Genomic DNA, 14,935 nt, shown 5'->3' on the forward strand with positions numbered 1-14,935 from the left:
ACACCTGCGACAATCAACCCCATGACCACGCTCAAGTCGAAGCTTCAGGAAGACCTCAACTCCGCGATCAAGGAGCGTGACGAGCTCCGCTCCTCGACGCTCCGGCTGACGCTCGCCGCGATCACCAAGGAGGAGGTCGCGGGTCAGGAGAAGCGCGAGCTCTCCGATGACGAGGTGCTGAAGGTGATCACCCGTGAGGCCAAGAAGCGGCGGGAGGCGGCCGAGGCGTTCGCGCAGGGTGGTCGTGCCGAGCAGGCCGAGCGGGAGAAGGCGGAGGGCGAGGTGCTGGCCACCTATCTGCCCAAGCAGCTCAGCGACGACGAGCTGAACCGGATCGTCGCCCAGGCCGTGGAGGAGGCCAAGGCCGCCGGGGCCGAGGGGCCGCGGGCCATGGGCGCGGTCATGAAGATCGTGAACCCGAAGGTGGCGGGCCAGGCCGAGGGCGGGCGGGTCGCCGCCGCGGTGAAGAAGCTCCTCGCCGGCTGAGTCATACGGCCCTCGCCGGCTGAGTCATACGGCTACCCCAGGCCCTTAGGGCTCCCGGCCCACCGAGCATTCGCGTCCGTACATACGACGACGGGGGCGCCCCTCCCAGTGAGGGCGCCCCCGTCGTCGTATCGCTCACGCCGGACCGTTACGGCGGACCGCTACGGCCAGTTCCCGCCGTTCCCGCCGTTGCCGTTCCCGTTGTTCCCGCCGTTGTCGCCGCCCTCGAACCACCCCTCGGGGATGGAGAACGACGGCTCCGGCTCGGGGCCGCCGGTCGTGCCGCCGTTGGTGAGGCCGGCGATCAGGCCGCCGCCGTTGCCGTTCCCGTTGCCCGGGTTGTCGCCGTTGCCGTTGTCGTTGTCGCCGCGGTCCTCGTCCCGGTCCCGGTCGCCGCCGTCGGGGATGTCGACGAGGTTGAAGGAGGGGGCCTCCTTGTCCGCCAGCGCGCCGGACATGGCGTCGCGCCAGATCGGGCCCGGGACCTCACCGCCGTAGACCTTGGAGTGGTACCGGCCGCCGATGGTGATGTCGACCATCTTGACCTGCTGAGTGGCGCTGCCGACCCAGACCGCGCCGGACATGTTGGGGGTGTAGCCGACGAACCAGGCGTTGCGGCGCTCGTCCGTCGTACCCGTCTTGCCGGCGCTCTCGCGGCTGGTGAGGCCGGCCTGCTGGCCCGTACCGGAGTCGACCACGCCGCGCAGCAGCGTGTTGACGGTGTCCGCGGTCTTCTCGGACATGGCCCGGGAGCAGGTGGACTTCGGCACCTCCAGGGACTTCTGTTCCTTGCCGATCTTCTGCGTGATCGACTCGATCGCGATCGGCGTGCAGTACATGCCGCGGGCTGCGAACGCGGCGTACGCGGTCGCCATCGTCAGCGGGGAGATGCCCTTGGAGCCGAGGGAGATCGCCGGCACCTCCGGCAGCTTCTCGCCGTTGCCCTGCACCACGTGCAGCCCGTCGGTCATCTTCATCACCGGGCACATGCCGATGTCGGAGATCATCTGGACGAAGAAGGTGTTGACCGACTTCTCCATGGCCTCCTTCAGCCGGTACGGGCCGACCTCGGACTCGTCCTCGTTCTCGACGCGTGCCCGCTCGGTGTTGACCCACGGCCTGCCGTCGCAGGTCTGGACGGGGCTCGGGTACTCCATGTCGTACGGCGACGAGTACTCCTGGGTCACCGGCCGGCCCTCCTCCAGGGCCGCCGCCGCCACGAACGGCTTGAAGGTCGAACCGGTCGGGAAGCCGTAGTTCGAGCCGCCCATGTCGTTGCCGACGGAGTAGTTGATCTCGGTCTCGTTGTCGCCGTAGCCGAACGGCTTCGACTGGCCCATGCCGAGGATCTTGCCGGTGCCGGGCTCGACCAGGGTGACGGCCGCGGCGACGGAGTCCGACTGGTTCACGTGGTCCGCGAGCGAGTCCTGCACCGACTCCTGAGCCTGCGGGTCGAGGGTGGTGCGGACGGTCAGGCCGCCCTGGTTCCAGAGCTTGGCCCGCTCCTCCTTCGTCTCGCCGAAGACCGGGTCGTTGAGGAAGACCTTCTCGACGTACTTGCAGAAGAAGCTGGCGCCCTTGACCGCGGTGATGCAGCCGTTCTTCGGGCGGCTGACGTTCAGGCCGAGCGAGGTCTCCTTGGCCCGGTCGGCGTCCGCCTGGGAGATGTCGCCGACTTCCGCCATGCGCTGCAGGACGACGTTACGGCGCTTGGTGGCCTCCGCCTCGTCGTTCACCGGGTCGTACCGGCTCGGCGACTGGACGATGCCGGCGAGGAGGGCGGCCTCCTGGAGGTTGAGGTCCTTGGCGTGCTTGGAGAAGTACCGCTGGGACGCGGCCTCGACGCCGTAGGCCTGCTGGCCGAAGAACGTGATGTTCAGGTAGTTCTCGAGGATCTTCTTCTTGCCCAGCTCCTCCTCGACCTGGATCGCGTACTTCAGCTCCTTGATCTTGCGGCCGAGGGTCTGCTGGGTGGCCTCCGCGACCTTCGTCGGGTCGTCGCCGGCCTCCTCCACGAAGACGTTCTTCACATACTGCTGGGTGAGTGTGGAGGCGCCCTCGGCGACCCCGCCGCTCTGGGCGTTCTTGTTGAGGGCGCGCAGGACGCCCTTCAGGTCGATCGCGCCGTGCTGATAGAAGCGGGCGTCCTCGATCGCGACGATCGCCTTCTGCATGTACGGCGAGATGTTCTGGAGGTCGACCACCGTGCGGTCGCGCGAGTAGACCGTCGCGAGGGGGTCGCCGTTGGCGTCGAGGATCGTGGTGCGCTGGCTGAGCGGCGGCGTCTTCAGATTGGCGGGGATCTCGTCGAACCCCTCGACCGAACCTTTCGCCGCGAGCCCCAGCGCGCCCACGGCGGGCAGCGCGATGCCGGCCATGACGGCTCCCGCGAGCACACTGACACCGAGGAACTTGGCGGCCTGCTGCGTTGGCGACAGACCCCCGCCCGAGCGCTTCTTTGCCATGAGGGCAGCCTACGTTCTCATTCGCCGGACACGCGTATATGCCTTGGCCTAAGCTGCTCTCAACTGTCACAGCAGTGGGGCCACGTATCAATACGTCCGGTGATGGCGAATCGTTCCCTCTCCTACCCGGCGACTTCCCGGAGCCTCGTCCAGGTGGGTGTCGGGGGCGTGTTGGGTGCGTGTCCGAATCCGCCTTGTGTGTCACCTGGCGTCCGTTGTGGCGCAACTGAATCATCCCGAAATGCCGGGATTGTCGCGCATGTCGCACGCTCACTCCCCCGGGTGATCTGCCGCTTACGCATAGTCCGTTCGGGCCATTCAAGATTGGGCCCGAAGGGGGTGTTGCGCTGTGCCCACCTTCCGTAACGTCCTCAACTGGCGGCGGTGAATATGCCGCTGCCGCCGTGGGGGAGCCTCGATTCGGGAGAGGACGGCGCCGGTATGGGCTGGGTAACCGACTGGAGTGCGCAGGCGGCCTGCCGCACTACCGATCCGGATGAACTGTTCGTTCAAGGAGCAGCGCAGAACAGGGCCAAGGCGGTGTGCACCGGATGCCCGGTGCGGACCGAGTGCCTGGCCGACGCGCTCGACAACCGCGTCGAGTTCGGCGTGTGGGGAGGCATGACGGAGCGGGAGCGCCGCGCACTGCTGCGCAGGCGGCCCACCGTGACCTCCTGGCGCCGGCTGCTGGAGACGGCGCGTACGGAGTACGAGCGGGGCGCCGGACTGGTGCCTCTCGACGACGACCAGGTGTACGAGAACTACGCGGCGGTCAGCTGAGCGGGGCCCTGCGGGGCTCTGGCCGACGGAGATTTCGGTGCCGTCGGCCGTTGGGGGCTCGCGGTGCGGGTCCTGGAGGCAGGGGGCCTGGAGGTGCGGGTCTCCTGGAGGTACGGGGCGGTCCCTGACGACGTTCCTCGCGCCTCGCCTGACTCACTCGGGCCTCACTCGCGCCCTCGCCCGTCTCACTCGCTGTCCGCAGGCTCCGGCCGGTAGGTGGCCAGCCGGATTCCGATGTCCCGCAGTCCCGCGAGGTCGTGCACATCACCGGGCAGCGCGGCCACTTCGGCCATCGCCACCTCGGGGTGGAGCGCGGTGAAGCGGTCACGTGTGCGCTGCTCACGGGCGATCAGCTGCATGCGCTCGGCGTGCAGCCTCAGCAGGCGTGCGGTGAGCCGGTCGACGGACCGCTCCTCGCCGGTGCCCTCCTCGGAGGTGCGTCCGGTGCCCTCCTCGGAGGTGCTTTCGGGGCCCGGGTCGGCGGGGGAGCCGTCGTCGTCCGGTACGGCGGCCTCGTCCGGGTCGGCGGGGGAGCCTTCGTCGGGAGCCGAACTGCCGTACGTGTCACGAGAGTTACGAAGTCCAGCTTTCCCTCCCCCCTGATCCACAATGCGGGGCTCCTCAAGATTTTCCGCGGCGGCGAGCGCCCGCTCGGCCGACAGCCGGTCGGCGCCGCTGCCGTGCACCCGGTTGAGCACCAGCCCGGCGAGCGGCATGTCCTCCGCCGCCAGCCGCTCCACGAAGTACGCGGCCTCGCGCAGCGCGTCCCGCTCCGGCGCCGCGACCACCAGGAACGCCGTCCCGGGCGCCTGGAGCAGCTTGTAGGTGGCGTCCGCGCGGGTGCGGAAGCCGCCGAAGGTGGTGTCCATCGCGGCCACGAACGTCTGGACGTCCTTCAGCAGCTGGCCGCCGAGCAGCTTGCCCAGGGTGCCGGTCATCATCGACATCCCGACGTTCAGGAACTTCATCCCGGCGCGGCCGCCCAGCTTGGCCGGCGCGGTCAGCAGCCGGATCAGCCGCCCGTCCAGGAAGGAGCCGAGCCGCTTCGGCGCGTCGAGGAAGTCCAGCGCGGAGCGCGAGGGCGGGGTGTCGACGACGATCAGGTCCCACTCGTCCTTCGAGCGCAGCTGCCCCAGCTTCTCCATCGCCATGTACTCCTGCGTGCCCGCGAAGCCCGCCGAGAGCGACTGGTAGAACGGGTTGCCCAGGATCGCGGCCGCCCGCTCGGGGTCCGCGTGCGCCTCGACGATCTCGTCGAAGGTGCGCTTCATGTCGAGCATCATCGCGTGCAGCTCGCCGTCGCCCTCGACGCCCTTCACCCGGCGCGGGGTGTTGTCGAGGGAGTCGATGCCCATGGACTGGGCGAGCCGGCGCGCCGGGTCGATGGTGAGCACGACGACCTTGCGGCCGCGCTCCGCCGCGCGCAGCCCCAGCGCCGCGGCCGTGGTCGTCTTGCCGACGCCGCCGGAGCCGCAGCACACCACGATCCGGGTCCTCGGGTCGTCGAGCAGCGGGTCGACGTCGAGCACGCGCGCGGGGGCCAGGTGATGGTGGGGCGGGGTGGGCTCCGGGCTCATGTCATCCCCTGCTTCCGCAGCTCGGTGGCGAGTTCGTAGAGGCCCGCCAGGTCCATGCCCTCGGCGAGCAGCGGCAGTTCGTGCAGCGCCAGGCCCAGCTCGCCGAGGACGGCCCGCTGCTCGTGCTCCAGCGTGTACCGCTCGGCGTACTCCCGCGCCTGCTCCAGCAGCGGGTCCACCAGCCGCTCGGCGTGCTGGCCGCGGCGGGCGCCGCCGAGCCCCGCGGCCGACAGCGAGCGGGCGAGTTCGGGGCGCGGGAGGGTGCGTACGAAGTCCAGGTCGGCCCCGTCGAGCAGTTGCGGCCGGACCATGTTGACGATGACCCGGCCCACCGGCAGCCGGGCGGCGCGCAGTTCGGCGATGCCGTCGGCGGTCTCCTGGACCGGCATCTCCTCCAGCAGCGTCACCAGGTGGACCGCCGTCTCGGCGGACTTCAGCACCCGCATCACGGCCTGTGCCTGATTGTGTATCGGGCCGATCCTGGCGAGCCCCGCCACCTCGTCGTTGACGTTGAGGAAGCGGGTGATGCGCCCGGTGGGCGGCGCGTCCATCACGACGTAGTCGTAGACGAACCGACCCGCCTTGTCCTTGCGCCGGACCGCCTCGCACGCCTTGCCGGTGAGGAGCACGTCCCTCAGGCCGGGCGCGATGGTGGTGGCGAAGTCGATGGCGCCGAGTTTCTTCAGGGCCCGTCCGGCGCTCCCCAGTTTGTAGAACATCTGGAGGTAGTCCAGAAGGGCCAGTTCGGGATCGATGGCGAGGGCGAACACCTCCCCGCCCCCGGGAGCGACGGCGATCTTCCGCTCCTCGTAGGGCAGCGCCTCCGTCTCGAATAGCTGTGCGATGCCCTGCCGACCCTCGACCTCGACGAGGAGCGTCCGCTTCCCCTCCGTGGCCAGGGCCAGCGCGAGGGCGGCGGCGACCGTCGTCTTTCCGGTCCCGCCCTTGCCGCTGACGACCTGGAGCCTGCTCACGCCTTCGAGCGTAACCAGTCCGCGCCCGAGCCAATCGGGAGGCTGTGGATAACGTCCTCCGTGGCCGTCCGCGGGGCGCTCCGGCAACAGCGGCTACAGTCGCCCCATGACCAAGTGGGAATACGCAACCGTGCCGCTGCTCGTCCACGCCACGAAGCAGATTCTGGACACCTGGGGCGAGGACGGCTGGGAGCTCGTCCAGGTCGTGCCCGGCCCGAACAACCCCGAGCAGCTGGTGGCCTACCTGAAGCGGGAGAAGCAGGCGTGAGCGCGGTCGAGGCGAAGCTCGCCGAGCTGGGCCTGACGCTGCCGGACGTCGTCCCGCCGCTGGCCGCCTACCAGCCGGCCGTGCAGTCCGGCCCGTACGTGTACACCGCCGGCCAGCTGCCGATGGTGGACGGCAAGCTGCCGGTCACCGGCAAGGTCGGCGGCGAGGTCACGCCCGAGGAGGCCAAGGACCTCGCCCGCATCTGCGCGCTCAACGCGCTGGCGGCCGTCAAGTCCGTCGCGGGCGACCTGGACCGCGTCGCGCGGGTCGTGAAGGTCGTCGGTTTCGTGGCCTCGGCCGCGGACTTCACCGGTCAGCCGGGCGTCCTCAACGGCGCCAGCGAGCTGCTCGGCGAGGTCCTGGGCGAGAAGGGCGTCCACGCGCGCAGCGCGGTCGGCGTGGCGGTGCTGCCGCTGGACGCGCCGGTGGAGGTCGAGATCCAGGTGGAGCTGACGCAGCCGTAGGCGCCGCCAGGAGGAGGGTGATCGTTTGCCTCTCGAACATGCACGCGTTCCGGGATAGCCTCCGGCCATGGCGAACGGTCAGTGGTACCCCCCTGAGTGGCCGGAGCTCATCCGCGCGCTGGCGGACGGCACCCTCACCCCGGTGTCTCCGAAGCGCGCGGCCACGGTGCTGCTCCTGAAGGACACCGACGGCGGCCCCGCCGTGCACATGCTGCGCAGACGCGCCTCCATGGCCTTCGCCGGAGGCGCGTACGCCTATCCGGGCGGCGGCGTCGACCCGCGGGACGACGAACGCCACGTCCGCTGGGCGGGCCCCACGCGCGCGTGGTGGGCGGACCGGCTGGGCGTCGACGAGAACGGCGCCCAGGCGATCGTCTGCGCGGCCGTACGCGAGACCTACGAGGAGGCGGGCGTCCTCCTGGCCGGACCCACTCCCGACACGGTCGTCGGCGACACCACCGGCGACGACTGGGAGGCGGACCGCGCCGCGCTCGTCGCCCGCGATCTGTCGTTCGCCGAGTTCCTGGACCGCCGCGGCCTGGTGCTGCGCTCCGACCTGCTGGGCGCCTGGACCCGCTGGATCACCCCCGAGTTCGAGCCCCGCCGCTACGACACCTGGTTCTTCGTCGCCGCCCTCCCCGAGGGCCAGCGCACCCGCAACGCCTCCTCGGAGGCCGACCGCACGGTGTGGATCCGGCCCGCGGACGCCGCGGCGGCGTACGACAAGGGCGAGCTGCTGATGATGCCGCCCACCATCGCCACCCTGCGCCAGCTGACGCCCTATGACACGGCCGCCGAGGCGCTGGCCGCCGCCCCGGCCCGGGACCTCGCTCCCGTCCTCGCACAGGCCCGTCTGGAGGGCGGGGAGATCGTGCTCTCCTGGCCGGGGCACGACGAGTTCACCAAGCACATCCCCACCGCGACCGGGGGAGGCCCGGCATGACCGACGCAAGCGCCCTTCCCGGCCAGCCGCGCGGCGGGGTCCTCGCCGGCCCGGCCACCGCGCGGGCGGTCAACGTCCTCGCGCCCAACCCGTCCGCCATGACCCTGGACGGCACCAACACCTGGATCCTGTCCGAGCCCGACTCCGACCTGGCCGTCGTGGTCGACCCGGGCCCGCTGGACGAGGGGCACCTGAGGCACGTCGTCGACACGGCCGAGCAGGCCGGCAAGCGTGTCGCCCTGACCCTGCTGACACACGGCCACCCCGACCACGCCGAGGGCGCCGCCCGCTTCGCCGAGCTGACCGGCACGCGCGTGCGTGCCCTCGATCCGGCACTGCGCCTCGGTGACGAGGGGCTGGCCGCCGGGCAGGTGATCCGCGTGGGCGGCCTGGAGCTGCGCGTCGTCCCGACGCCCGGCCACACCGCGGACTCGCTCTGCTTCCACCTCCCGGCCGACCAGGCGATCGTGACCGGCGACACGATCCTCGGCCGCGGTACGACGGTCGTGGCGCACCCCGACGGCCGCCTCGGCGACTATCTGGACTCCCTGCGCCGCCTGAGGTCCCTCACGGTCGACGACGGCGTCCACACGGTCCTCCCGGGGCACGGCCCGGTCCTGGACGACGCCCAGGGCGCCGTCGAGTTCTACCTCGCCCACCGCGCCCACCGCCTCGCCCAGGTCGAGACGGCCGTCGAGGACGGCTACCGCACGCCCGCGCAGGTCGTGGCGCACGTCTACGCCGACGTGGACCGCTCCCTGTGGCCGGCGGCCGAGCTGTCGGTGCGGGCGCAGCTGGAGTACCTGGAGGAGCACGGGCTCATCTAGCCCCGCGCGGTGTGCGCGTACGGCGACGGGGTCCCGCTTCGTGAGAGGCGGGACCCCGTCGTCGTAGAGGCTCAGGAGGCCGGTGTCAGCGCGAGCGCTTCGCCAGGCGTTCCACGTCCAGCAGGATCACCGCGCGGGCCTCCAGGCGGAGCCAGCCGCGCTGGGCGAAGTCGGCGAGCGCCTTGTTGACCGTCTCGCGGGAGGCGCCGACGAGCTGCGCCAGCTCCTCCTGGGTGAGGTCGTGGACGACGTGGATGCCCTCCTCGGACTGCACGCCGAAGCGGCGCGACAGGTCCAGCAGGGCGCGTGCGACACGGCCCGGAACGTCGGAGAAGACCAGGTCGGACATGGCGTCGTTGGTCTTGCGCAGCCGGCGGGCGACGGCGCGCAGCAGCGCGGCGGCCACCTCGGGGCGGGCGTTCAGCCAGGGCTGGAGGTCGCCGTGGCCGAGGCCGAGCAGCTTGACCTCGGTGAGCGCGGTGGCGGTCGCCGTGCGCGGGCCCGGGTCGAAGAGCGAGAGCTCGCCGATCAGCTCGCCGGGGCCGACCACGGCGAGCATGTTCTCGCGGCCGTCGGGCGAGGTGCGGTGGAGCTTGACCTTGCCCTCGGTGACCACGTAGAGCCGGTCGCCCGGGTCGCCCTCGTGGAACAGGGAGTCACCCCGCGCGAGGGTCACCTCACTCATGGAGGCACGCAGCTCCGCGGCCTGCTCGTCGTCGAGCGCCGCGAAGAGCGGATTGCGCCGCAGAACGTCGTCCACGAGTTCTCTCCTTGTCGACCTGCTCAGGGGATCTTGCTCCCCCTTGTACCAGGGGACCGTGGTGCCCATTTTGCCGGACGGTCCAAACAGTGTGATCTGTCACAAGGATGCCGCACTGGTGTCCCGTGGTAAGCGGCAGGGGTCCAATTGGGCGCCGATCTTCCGGGTCCCGGGCAGATGTCAGTGCGGGGCCTTAGGCTGGCCGGGTGTCCAAATCGCCGGTGAGAGCACAGGCCGAGGGGGCTGCGCGGGTGGTTGTACGTCGCGATTCCGCTGTGGGCGAACAGGCCTCCGGCGGTGAGGGAAAAACGGCAAAGGCGACAAAAACGACAAAGAAGGCGGCTGTGAAGAAGTCGGCCTCGGCGAAGAAGACGGCGACAGCGAAGAAGACAGCCACGGCGAAGAAGACGGCGACGGCAGCGGGGAAGGCCACTCCGGCGAAGAAGGCGGCTCCCGCCAAGAAGGCCGCCGCCGCCAAGAAGGCGACGGCCGAGAAGACCGCGGCCGGGAAAGCCGCTGCCAAGAAGGCTCCTGCCAAGAGGGCTCCTGCCACGAAGGCCCCCGCCTCCAAGGGCCCGATCAGGAAAGCCACCCTCAAGAAGGTCGAGATCGCGCCCAAGAAGGCCACCGCCGCCATCAGGAAGGCGCCCGCGAAGACGATCGCGCCGAAGCCGCCGCGCGAGGAGTCCCGTACGGCCCTGGTCCGCCGCGCCCGCCGGATCAACCGGGAACTCGCCGAGGTCTATCCGTACGCCCACCCGGAGCTGGACTTCGAGAACCCGTTCCAGCTGCTGGTCGCCACGGTGCTCTCCGCCCAGACCACCGACCTGCGCGTCAACCAGACCACCCCCGCGCTGTTCGCCAAGTACCCGACCCCCGAGGACCTGGCCGCCGCCAACCCGGAGGAGGTCGAGGAGATCCTGCGGCCCTGCGGGTTCTTCCGGGCCAAGACCAGGTCGGTGATAGGGCTGTCCAAGGCGCTGACGGAGGAGTTCGGCGGTGAGGTCCCGGGCCGCCTGGAGGACCTCGTGAAGCTGCCCGGCGTCGGCCGCAAGACGGCCTTCGTCGTCCTCGGCAACGCCTTCGGCCACCCCGGCATCACCGTGGACACACACTTCCAGCGGCTCGTACGGCGCTGGCAGTGGACCGACGAGACCGACCCGGACAAGATCGAGGCCGCCGTCGGCGCGCTCTTCCCGAAGAGCGACTGGACGGACCTCTCGCACCACGTCATCTGGCACGGCCGCCGTATCTGCCACGCCCGCAAGCCCGCCTGCGGCGCCTGCCCCATCGCCCCGCTCTGCCCGGCGTACGGCGAGGGCGAGACGGACCCGGAGAAGGCGAAGAAGCTGCTCAAGTACGAGAAGGGCGGCTTCCCCGGGCAGCGCCTGAACCCCCCGCGGTCGTACCTGGACGCGGGCGGCAAGCCGGCCCCGCCGCTGGGGGCGGCCGGGTGAGCCGTCGAACGGGGGAACACCCCGGGAGGGCGTCCGGAACGATCTCGGGGCCTTCGGACGTTGAAAGCGGCAGGACGACGGGGGTGCGATGAGCCGGGCGAGTGAGACGCGGGGCGAAGCCGTGGTGGTCAGCAAGGAGGGGCTGCCGGGCTGGCTCGATCCGGTGGTGCACGCCGTGGAGACCGTGGAGCCGCTCCAGCTGAGCCGCTTCCTGCCGCCGGAGAACGGGGCGGGCCGCCAGTCCGCCGTCCTGATCCTCTTCGGCGAGGGCGACCGCGGTCCCGAGCTGCTGCTGATGGAGCGCGCCGGCACGCTGCGCTCGCACGCCGGGCAGCCGTCCTTCCCGGGCGGCGCCCTGGATCCGGAGGACGGCGATCCGCAGGGCGACGGGCCGCTGCGGGCGGCGCTGCGCGAGGCCGAGGAGGAGACCGGCCTGGATCCCGCCGGCGTCCAGCTCTTCGGTGTGCTGCCCAAGCTGTACATCCCGGTGAGCGGCTTCGTCGTGACCCCGGTGCTGGGCTGGTGGCGCGAGCGGAGCCCGGTCGGTGTCGTGGACCCCAACGAGACCGCGCGCGTGTTCACCGTCCCCGTGGCGGATCTCACGAACCCGGACAACCGCGCCACCGCCATTCACCCCCGCGGTCACCGAGGCCCGGCATTTCTGGTCGAATCGGCTCTGGTCTGGGGTTTCACGGCCGGGATCATCGACCGGCTGCTGCATTACGCCGACTGGGAGCGCCCCTGGGACCGGGACAGGCTGGTCCCGCTCGACTGGCGCGCATGACAGGGTGGGCGCCGTGCTGTGTTCTCCCGGGGGACGCTGTGCCCGATTGCCGCGTCGCGGCGGGCCGGACCCCCGGCCGAGCCGGCAGGACCGGAGAGTGAAGAGGCGAGGCCTGAATCGGTGAACGTGCTGGACATCCTGTTGCTGATCGCTGCCGTGTGGTTCGCGATCGTCGGCTATCGCCAGGGCTTCGTCGTCGGCATCCTGTCGGTGATCGGCTTCCTGGGCGGCGGCCTCGTCGCCGTCTACGTGCTGCCCGTGATCTGGGACGCGCTGACGGACAGCGCCGAGGTGAGCACCACGGCCGCCGTCGTCGCGGTGGTCGTCGTGATCGTCTGCGCCTCCGTGGGCCAGGCCCTGACCACCCACCTCGGCAACAAGCTGCGCCGGTACATCACCTGGTCCCCGGCCCGCGCCCTGGACGCGACCGGCGGCGCCCTGGTCAATGTGGCGGCCATGCTGCTGGTCGCCTGGCTGATCGGCTCCGCCCTGGCGGGCACCACGCTGCCGACGCTCGGCAAGGAGGTCCGCAACTCGAAGGTGCTCCAGGGTGTCTCCCGCGCGCTGCCCGCGCAGGCCGACACCTGGTTCGCGGACTTCTCCTCGGTGCTGGCGCAGAACGGCTTCCCGCAGGTCTTCAGCCCGTTCGCCAACGAGCCCATCACCGACGTCCGGCCGCCCGACCAGGCGCTCGCGGGCAGCCCGGTCGCCGCCCGTGCCCAGCGCTCCATCGTCAAGGTCGTGGGCACCGCGCAGAGCTGCGGCAAGGTCCTGGAGGGCACCGGCTTCGTCTTCGCCGAGCGCCGCGTGATGACCAACGCGCATGTCGTGGGCGGCGTCGACGAGCCCACCGTGCAGATAGGCGGTGAGGGCAAGCGGTACGACGCGACGGTCGTCCTCTACGACTGGGAGCGCGACATCGCCGTACTCGACGTGCCCGACCTGCGGGCGCCCGCCCTGAAGTTCACCGAGGACGACGCGGCGAGCGGCGACGGCGCGATCGTCGCGGGCTTCCCGGAGAACGGCGCGTACGACGTGCGCGCGGCGCGGGTGCGCGGCCGTATCACCGCCAACGGCCCGGACATCTACCACCGCGGCACGGTCCGGCGCGATGTCTACTCGCTGTACGCGACCGTCCGCCAGGGCAACTCCGGCGGCCCGCTGCTCACCCCGGAGGGTGAGGTCTACGGCGTGGTGTTCGCGAAGTCCCTGGACGACGCCGAGACGGGCTACGCGCTGACCCTGGACGAGATCCGGGAGGACATCGCCGCGGGACGTACGGCCAATCAGCAGGTGGGTACGGACAGCTGCGCGCTGTGAGGCGCGCGGCGGGTCACCCGCGGGGGTGACGCAGCCGCACCGAGACCCAGCGGGCCCGGCGGCGCAGAATGCGCGGAATGCCCACCCGCGGGTCGGTGCCCGCGAGTTGCGGCGCACCCCGCTGGTGGGAGCTCAGGGCGTTGCCCGAGCGGCGATTGCGTGCTGCTGCGTCACTGTAGTCGTGCGTCCAGCCCATACCCCGACGTGTGCCCCCGCCCCAAGGTCGATAACCGCCTCGGGGCCGCCCAATTGGCCTATGCGCCGGGCATGTGGCCGTTCGTAGGACAGCCGTTCCCGTCCGGATACCGGGCGCGTCGGCGCGGTCACGCAGGGAGGCCGCCCAGCGGCATCACCGGTCGGGCTCAGGCGCGGCGCACGCGCCGTTCACCGGTCGGGCTCGGGGTCCTTGAGCCAGTTGATCAGCTCGTTGGAGAACGCGACCGGATCCTCTTCGTGCGGGAAGTGGCCGAGGCCGTCGAACAGCCGCCAGCGGTACGGGGCTTCGACGTACTCGCCGGAGCCGGCCGCGCTGCGGGTGCGCATCACCGGGTCGAGGGAGCCGTGCAGATGGAGCGTCGGCACCCGCACCGGCCGCTTCATCCGCCGGTTGAACTGGAAGCCGTCGGGACGGGCGAGGGAGCGGACCATCCAGCGGTACGGCTCGATGGAGCAGTGCGCGGTGGACGGGATGCACATCGCGCGCTGGTACGTGCGCACCGCCTCGTCGTCCGGCAGCCGCGGCCCGGACCAGTCCCGGATCAGCCGCCCGACCAGCGCCCCGTCGTCCGCGACGAGCTGCCGCTCGGGGATCCAGGGCCGCTGGAAGCCCCAGATGTAGGAGCCGGCGGCGGTCTGCTTGGGGTCGGCGAGCATCGCCGAGCGCCAGCGCCGCGGATGCGGCATCGAGGCGACCGCGAGCCGCCGCACCAGCTTCGGCCGCATCACGGCCGCCGTCCACGCCAGATAGCCGCCCAGGTCGTGCCCGACCAGCGCGGCGTCCGGCTCGCCCAGCGAGCGGACCACCCCGGTGATGTCGAGGGCGAGGTTGGCCGGGTCGTATCCGCGCGGGGTGCGGTCGCTCCCGCCGACGCCCCTCAGGTCCATGGCGACGGCCCGGAACCCGGCGTCGGCGAGCGCCACCAGCTGGTGCCGCCAGGTCCACCAGAACTGCGGGAAGCCGTGCAGCAGCATCACCAGCGGCCCGTCGCCCAGTTCGGCGATGTGGAAGCGGGCGCCGTTGGCGGCCACGTCCCGGTGGGTCACCTCGTGTCCGCCGGGCAGGTCGAGCCGTACGACCGAGGCCGGCTGGGCCGAAGGAGTGTCGGGTTCCGTCATGACGACGAGCGTGCCACAGGCTCGATGGCCTCGGGCACGCGGTCCGCGGGCAGCTCGGGCCGCGGGTGCGGCTTGGCCTTCTGCAGGACGCCCGCGGTCTCCTTCACCGACGCGGCGACCTTCTGCGGGCCGCGGCCCTTCTTCGCCTTCTTCGCGAAGACGACGCCGATCAGCACGAGGACGACCGCGACGAGCACATTCGCCGCGAAGGACAGCAGGAAGCAGATCGCCAGGTTCCAGCCGCTCCAGGTCCGAATGCCGTACGCCAGCGCGAAGTTGAGCATCGGCAGCGAGAACAGCAGGAGCACCCCGGCCGCCATGAAGGCGCCGCCGCTGGTCACACCCCGCTTGACGTCCCGTCGGAGCTGGGCCTTGGCCAGTGCGATCTCGTCGTGCACCAGCGCGGACATTTCGGTCGTCGCCGTGGCGAACAGCTGGCCGATGCTGCGTTCGGCGCCGACCGGGCTGCCGTCGGGTGCGCTCATCGGGTCTCCC

16 protein-coding genes are annotated in these 14,935 nt (G+C 71.2%); 9 read left to right on the top strand and 7 right to left on the bottom strand.

Features of this window, described 5'->3' with window-relative positions; translation table 11 throughout:
* Positions 1-21: 21 nt before the first annotated feature.
* Positions 22-486 (top strand): GatB/YqeY domain-containing protein, encoded by a 465-nt coding sequence (locus ACZ42A_RS36810; protein WP_468531712.1) that lies wholly within the window; start codon positions 22-24, stop codon positions 484-486.
* A 161-nt stretch (positions 487-647) separates the two neighbouring features.
* Here ACZ42A_RS36810 and ACZ42A_RS36815 read toward each other — a convergent pair whose 3' ends face one another.
* Positions 648-2,951 (bottom strand): transglycosylase domain-containing protein, encoded by a 2,304-nt coding sequence (locus tag ACZ42A_RS36815; protein WP_468531713.1) that lies wholly within the window; start codon positions 2,949-2,951, stop codon positions 648-650.
* A gap of 441 nt (positions 2,952-3,392) precedes the next feature.
* On the opposite strand from ACZ42A_RS36815, the gene wblA reads away from it, so the two are divergent.
* Entirely contained in the window at positions 3,393-3,731 is a 339-nt protein-coding gene (gene wblA, locus ACZ42A_RS36820; RefSeq protein ID WP_063608098.1) for a transcriptional regulator WblA, read from the top strand.
* Positions 3,732-3,916: 185 nt separating this feature from the next.
* Here the strand turns inward: wblA and bagB are convergent, their stop codons facing one another.
* Positions 3,917-5,308, bottom strand: a complete 1,392-nt coding sequence (gene bagB, locus ACZ42A_RS36825) for an ATPase BagB (protein WP_468531714.1) — start codon at positions 5,306-5,308, stop codon at positions 3,917-3,919.
* Positions 5,305-6,369 carry an ATPase BagA gene (gene bagA, locus ACZ42A_RS36830; RefSeq protein WP_468531715.1) on the bottom strand — a complete coding sequence of 355 codons (1,065 nt, stop codon included), beginning with the start codon at positions 6,367-6,369 and terminating at the stop codon, positions 5,305-5,307. Before bagA ends, bagB begins: the two co-directional genes overlap by 4 nt.
* Positions 6,370-6,388: 19 nt before the next feature.
* Between bagA and ACZ42A_RS36835 the strand changes: the two genes are divergently transcribed.
* The 4 genes from ACZ42A_RS36835 (at position 6,389) to ACZ42A_RS36850 (ending at position 8,784) form a co-directional block, all read left to right on the top strand.
* Complete coding sequence (locus ACZ42A_RS36835) at positions 6,389-6,550, top strand: DUF4177 domain-containing protein (protein WP_003975360.1); 162 nt, start codon at positions 6,389-6,391, stop codon at positions 6,548-6,550.
* Positions 6,547-7,014: a RidA family protein gene (locus ACZ42A_RS36840; protein WP_468531716.1), complete on the top strand. Its 468-nt coding sequence runs from the start codon at positions 6,547-6,549 to the stop codon at positions 7,012-7,014. Before ACZ42A_RS36835 ends, ACZ42A_RS36840 begins: the two co-directional genes overlap by 4 nt.
* A gap of 67 nt (positions 7,015-7,081) precedes the next feature.
* Positions 7,082-7,957, top strand: coding sequence for an NUDIX hydrolase (locus tag ACZ42A_RS36845; protein WP_468531717.1), 876 nt, complete (start codon positions 7,082-7,084; stop codon positions 7,955-7,957).
* A complete protein-coding gene (locus ACZ42A_RS36850) occupies positions 7,954-8,784 on the top strand; it encodes an MBL fold metallo-hydrolase (RefSeq protein WP_468531718.1) in 831 nt (276 codons plus the stop codon). Before ACZ42A_RS36845 ends, ACZ42A_RS36850 begins: the two co-directional genes overlap by 4 nt.
* 85 nt (positions 8,785-8,869) lie before the next feature.
* On the opposite strand, the gene ACZ42A_RS36855 is transcribed toward ACZ42A_RS36850, so the two are convergent.
* Positions 8,870-9,544 carry a Crp/Fnr family transcriptional regulator gene (locus ACZ42A_RS36855; RefSeq protein ID WP_029382547.1) on the bottom strand — a complete coding sequence of 225 codons (675 nt, stop codon included), beginning with the start codon at positions 9,542-9,544 and terminating at the stop codon, positions 8,870-8,872.
* A 344-nt stretch (positions 9,545-9,888) separates the two neighbouring features.
* Here ACZ42A_RS36855 and nth point away from each other — a divergent pair, with 344 nt between their 5' ends.
* From nth to ACZ42A_RS36870, 3 genes are all read left to right on the top strand, one after another.
* Positions 9,889-11,001 carry an endonuclease III gene (nth, locus tag ACZ42A_RS36860; protein WP_468531719.1) on the top strand — a complete coding sequence of 371 codons (1,113 nt, stop codon included), beginning with the start codon at positions 9,889-9,891 and terminating at the stop codon, positions 10,999-11,001.
* Between the two features lie 88 nt (positions 11,002-11,089).
* Positions 11,090-11,785, top strand: coding sequence for an NUDIX hydrolase (locus tag ACZ42A_RS36865; protein ID WP_468531720.1), 696 nt, complete (start codon positions 11,090-11,092; stop codon positions 11,783-11,785).
* Positions 11,786-11,905: 120 nt separating this feature from the next.
* Positions 11,906-13,105 (top strand): MarP family serine protease, encoded by a 1,200-nt coding sequence (locus ACZ42A_RS36870; protein WP_468531721.1) that lies wholly within the window; start codon positions 11,906-11,908, stop codon positions 13,103-13,105.
* Positions 13,106-13,118: 13 nt separating this feature from the next.
* Here ACZ42A_RS36870 and ACZ42A_RS36875 read toward each other — a convergent pair whose 3' ends face one another.
* The 3 genes from ACZ42A_RS36875 to ACZ42A_RS36885 all read right to left on the bottom strand — a co-directional run bounded on the left by ACZ42A_RS36875 (position 13,119) and on the right by ACZ42A_RS36885 (position 14,925).
* Complete coding sequence (locus ACZ42A_RS36875; protein WP_468531722.1) at positions 13,119-13,301, bottom strand: hypothetical protein; 183 nt, start codon at positions 13,299-13,301, stop codon at positions 13,119-13,121.
* Between the two features lie 188 nt (positions 13,302-13,489).
* The gene (locus tag ACZ42A_RS36880; protein WP_468531723.1) at positions 13,490-14,440 is read right to left on the bottom strand and encodes an alpha/beta fold hydrolase; all 951 of its coding nucleotides are present in this window, start codon (positions 14,438-14,440) and stop codon (positions 13,490-13,492) included.
* Positions 14,437-14,925: a phage holin family protein gene (locus ACZ42A_RS36885; protein WP_468531724.1), complete on the bottom strand. Its 489-nt coding sequence runs from the start codon at positions 14,923-14,925 to the stop codon at positions 14,437-14,439. Before ACZ42A_RS36885 ends, ACZ42A_RS36880 begins: the two co-directional genes overlap by 4 nt.
* Between the last annotated feature and the right edge of the window lie 10 nt (positions 14,926-14,935).

Source organism: Streptomyces sp. NPDC030838 (genome assembly GCF_055572035.1).

Bases quoted from the DNA above. Each gene is read 5' to 3' on its own strand.
- ACZ42A_RS36875 (WP_468531722.1), bottom strand. From the start codon at position 13,301: ATGGGCTGGACGCACGACTACAGTGACGCAGCAGCACGCAATCGCCGC.
- ACZ42A_RS36810 (WP_468531712.1), top strand. From the start codon at position 22: ATGACCACGCTCAAGTCGAAGCTTCAGGAAGACCTCAACTCCGCGATC.
- ACZ42A_RS36865 (WP_468531720.1), top strand. From the start codon at position 11,090: ATGAGCCGGGCGAGTGAGACGCGGGGCGAAGCCGTGGTGGTCAGCAAG.
- ACZ42A_RS36835 (WP_003975360.1), top strand. From the start codon at position 6,389: ATGACCAAGTGGGAATACGCAACCGTGCCGCTGCTCGTCCACGCCACG.
- bagB (WP_468531714.1), bottom strand. From the start codon at position 5,308: ATGAGCCCGGAGCCCACCCCGCCCCACCATCACCTGGCCCCCGCGCGC.
- ACZ42A_RS36850 (WP_468531718.1), top strand. From the start codon at position 7,954: ATGACCGACGCAAGCGCCCTTCCCGGCCAGCCGCGCGGCGGGGTCCTC.
- ACZ42A_RS36815 (WP_468531713.1), bottom strand. From the start codon at position 2,951: ATGGCAAAGAAGCGCTCGGGCGGGGGTCTGTCGCCAACGCAGCAGGCC.
- wblA (WP_063608098.1), top strand. From the start codon at position 3,393: ATGGGCTGGGTAACCGACTGGAGTGCGCAGGCGGCCTGCCGCACTACC.
- ACZ42A_RS36845 (WP_468531717.1), top strand. From the start codon at position 7,082: ATGGCGAACGGTCAGTGGTACCCCCCTGAGTGGCCGGAGCTCATCCGC.
- ACZ42A_RS36885 (WP_468531724.1), bottom strand. From the start codon at position 14,925: ATGAGCGCACCCGACGGCAGCCCGGTCGGCGCCGAACGCAGCATCGGC.
- ACZ42A_RS36880 (WP_468531723.1), bottom strand. From the start codon at position 14,440: ATGACGGAACCCGACACTCCTTCGGCCCAGCCGGCCTCGGTCGTACGG.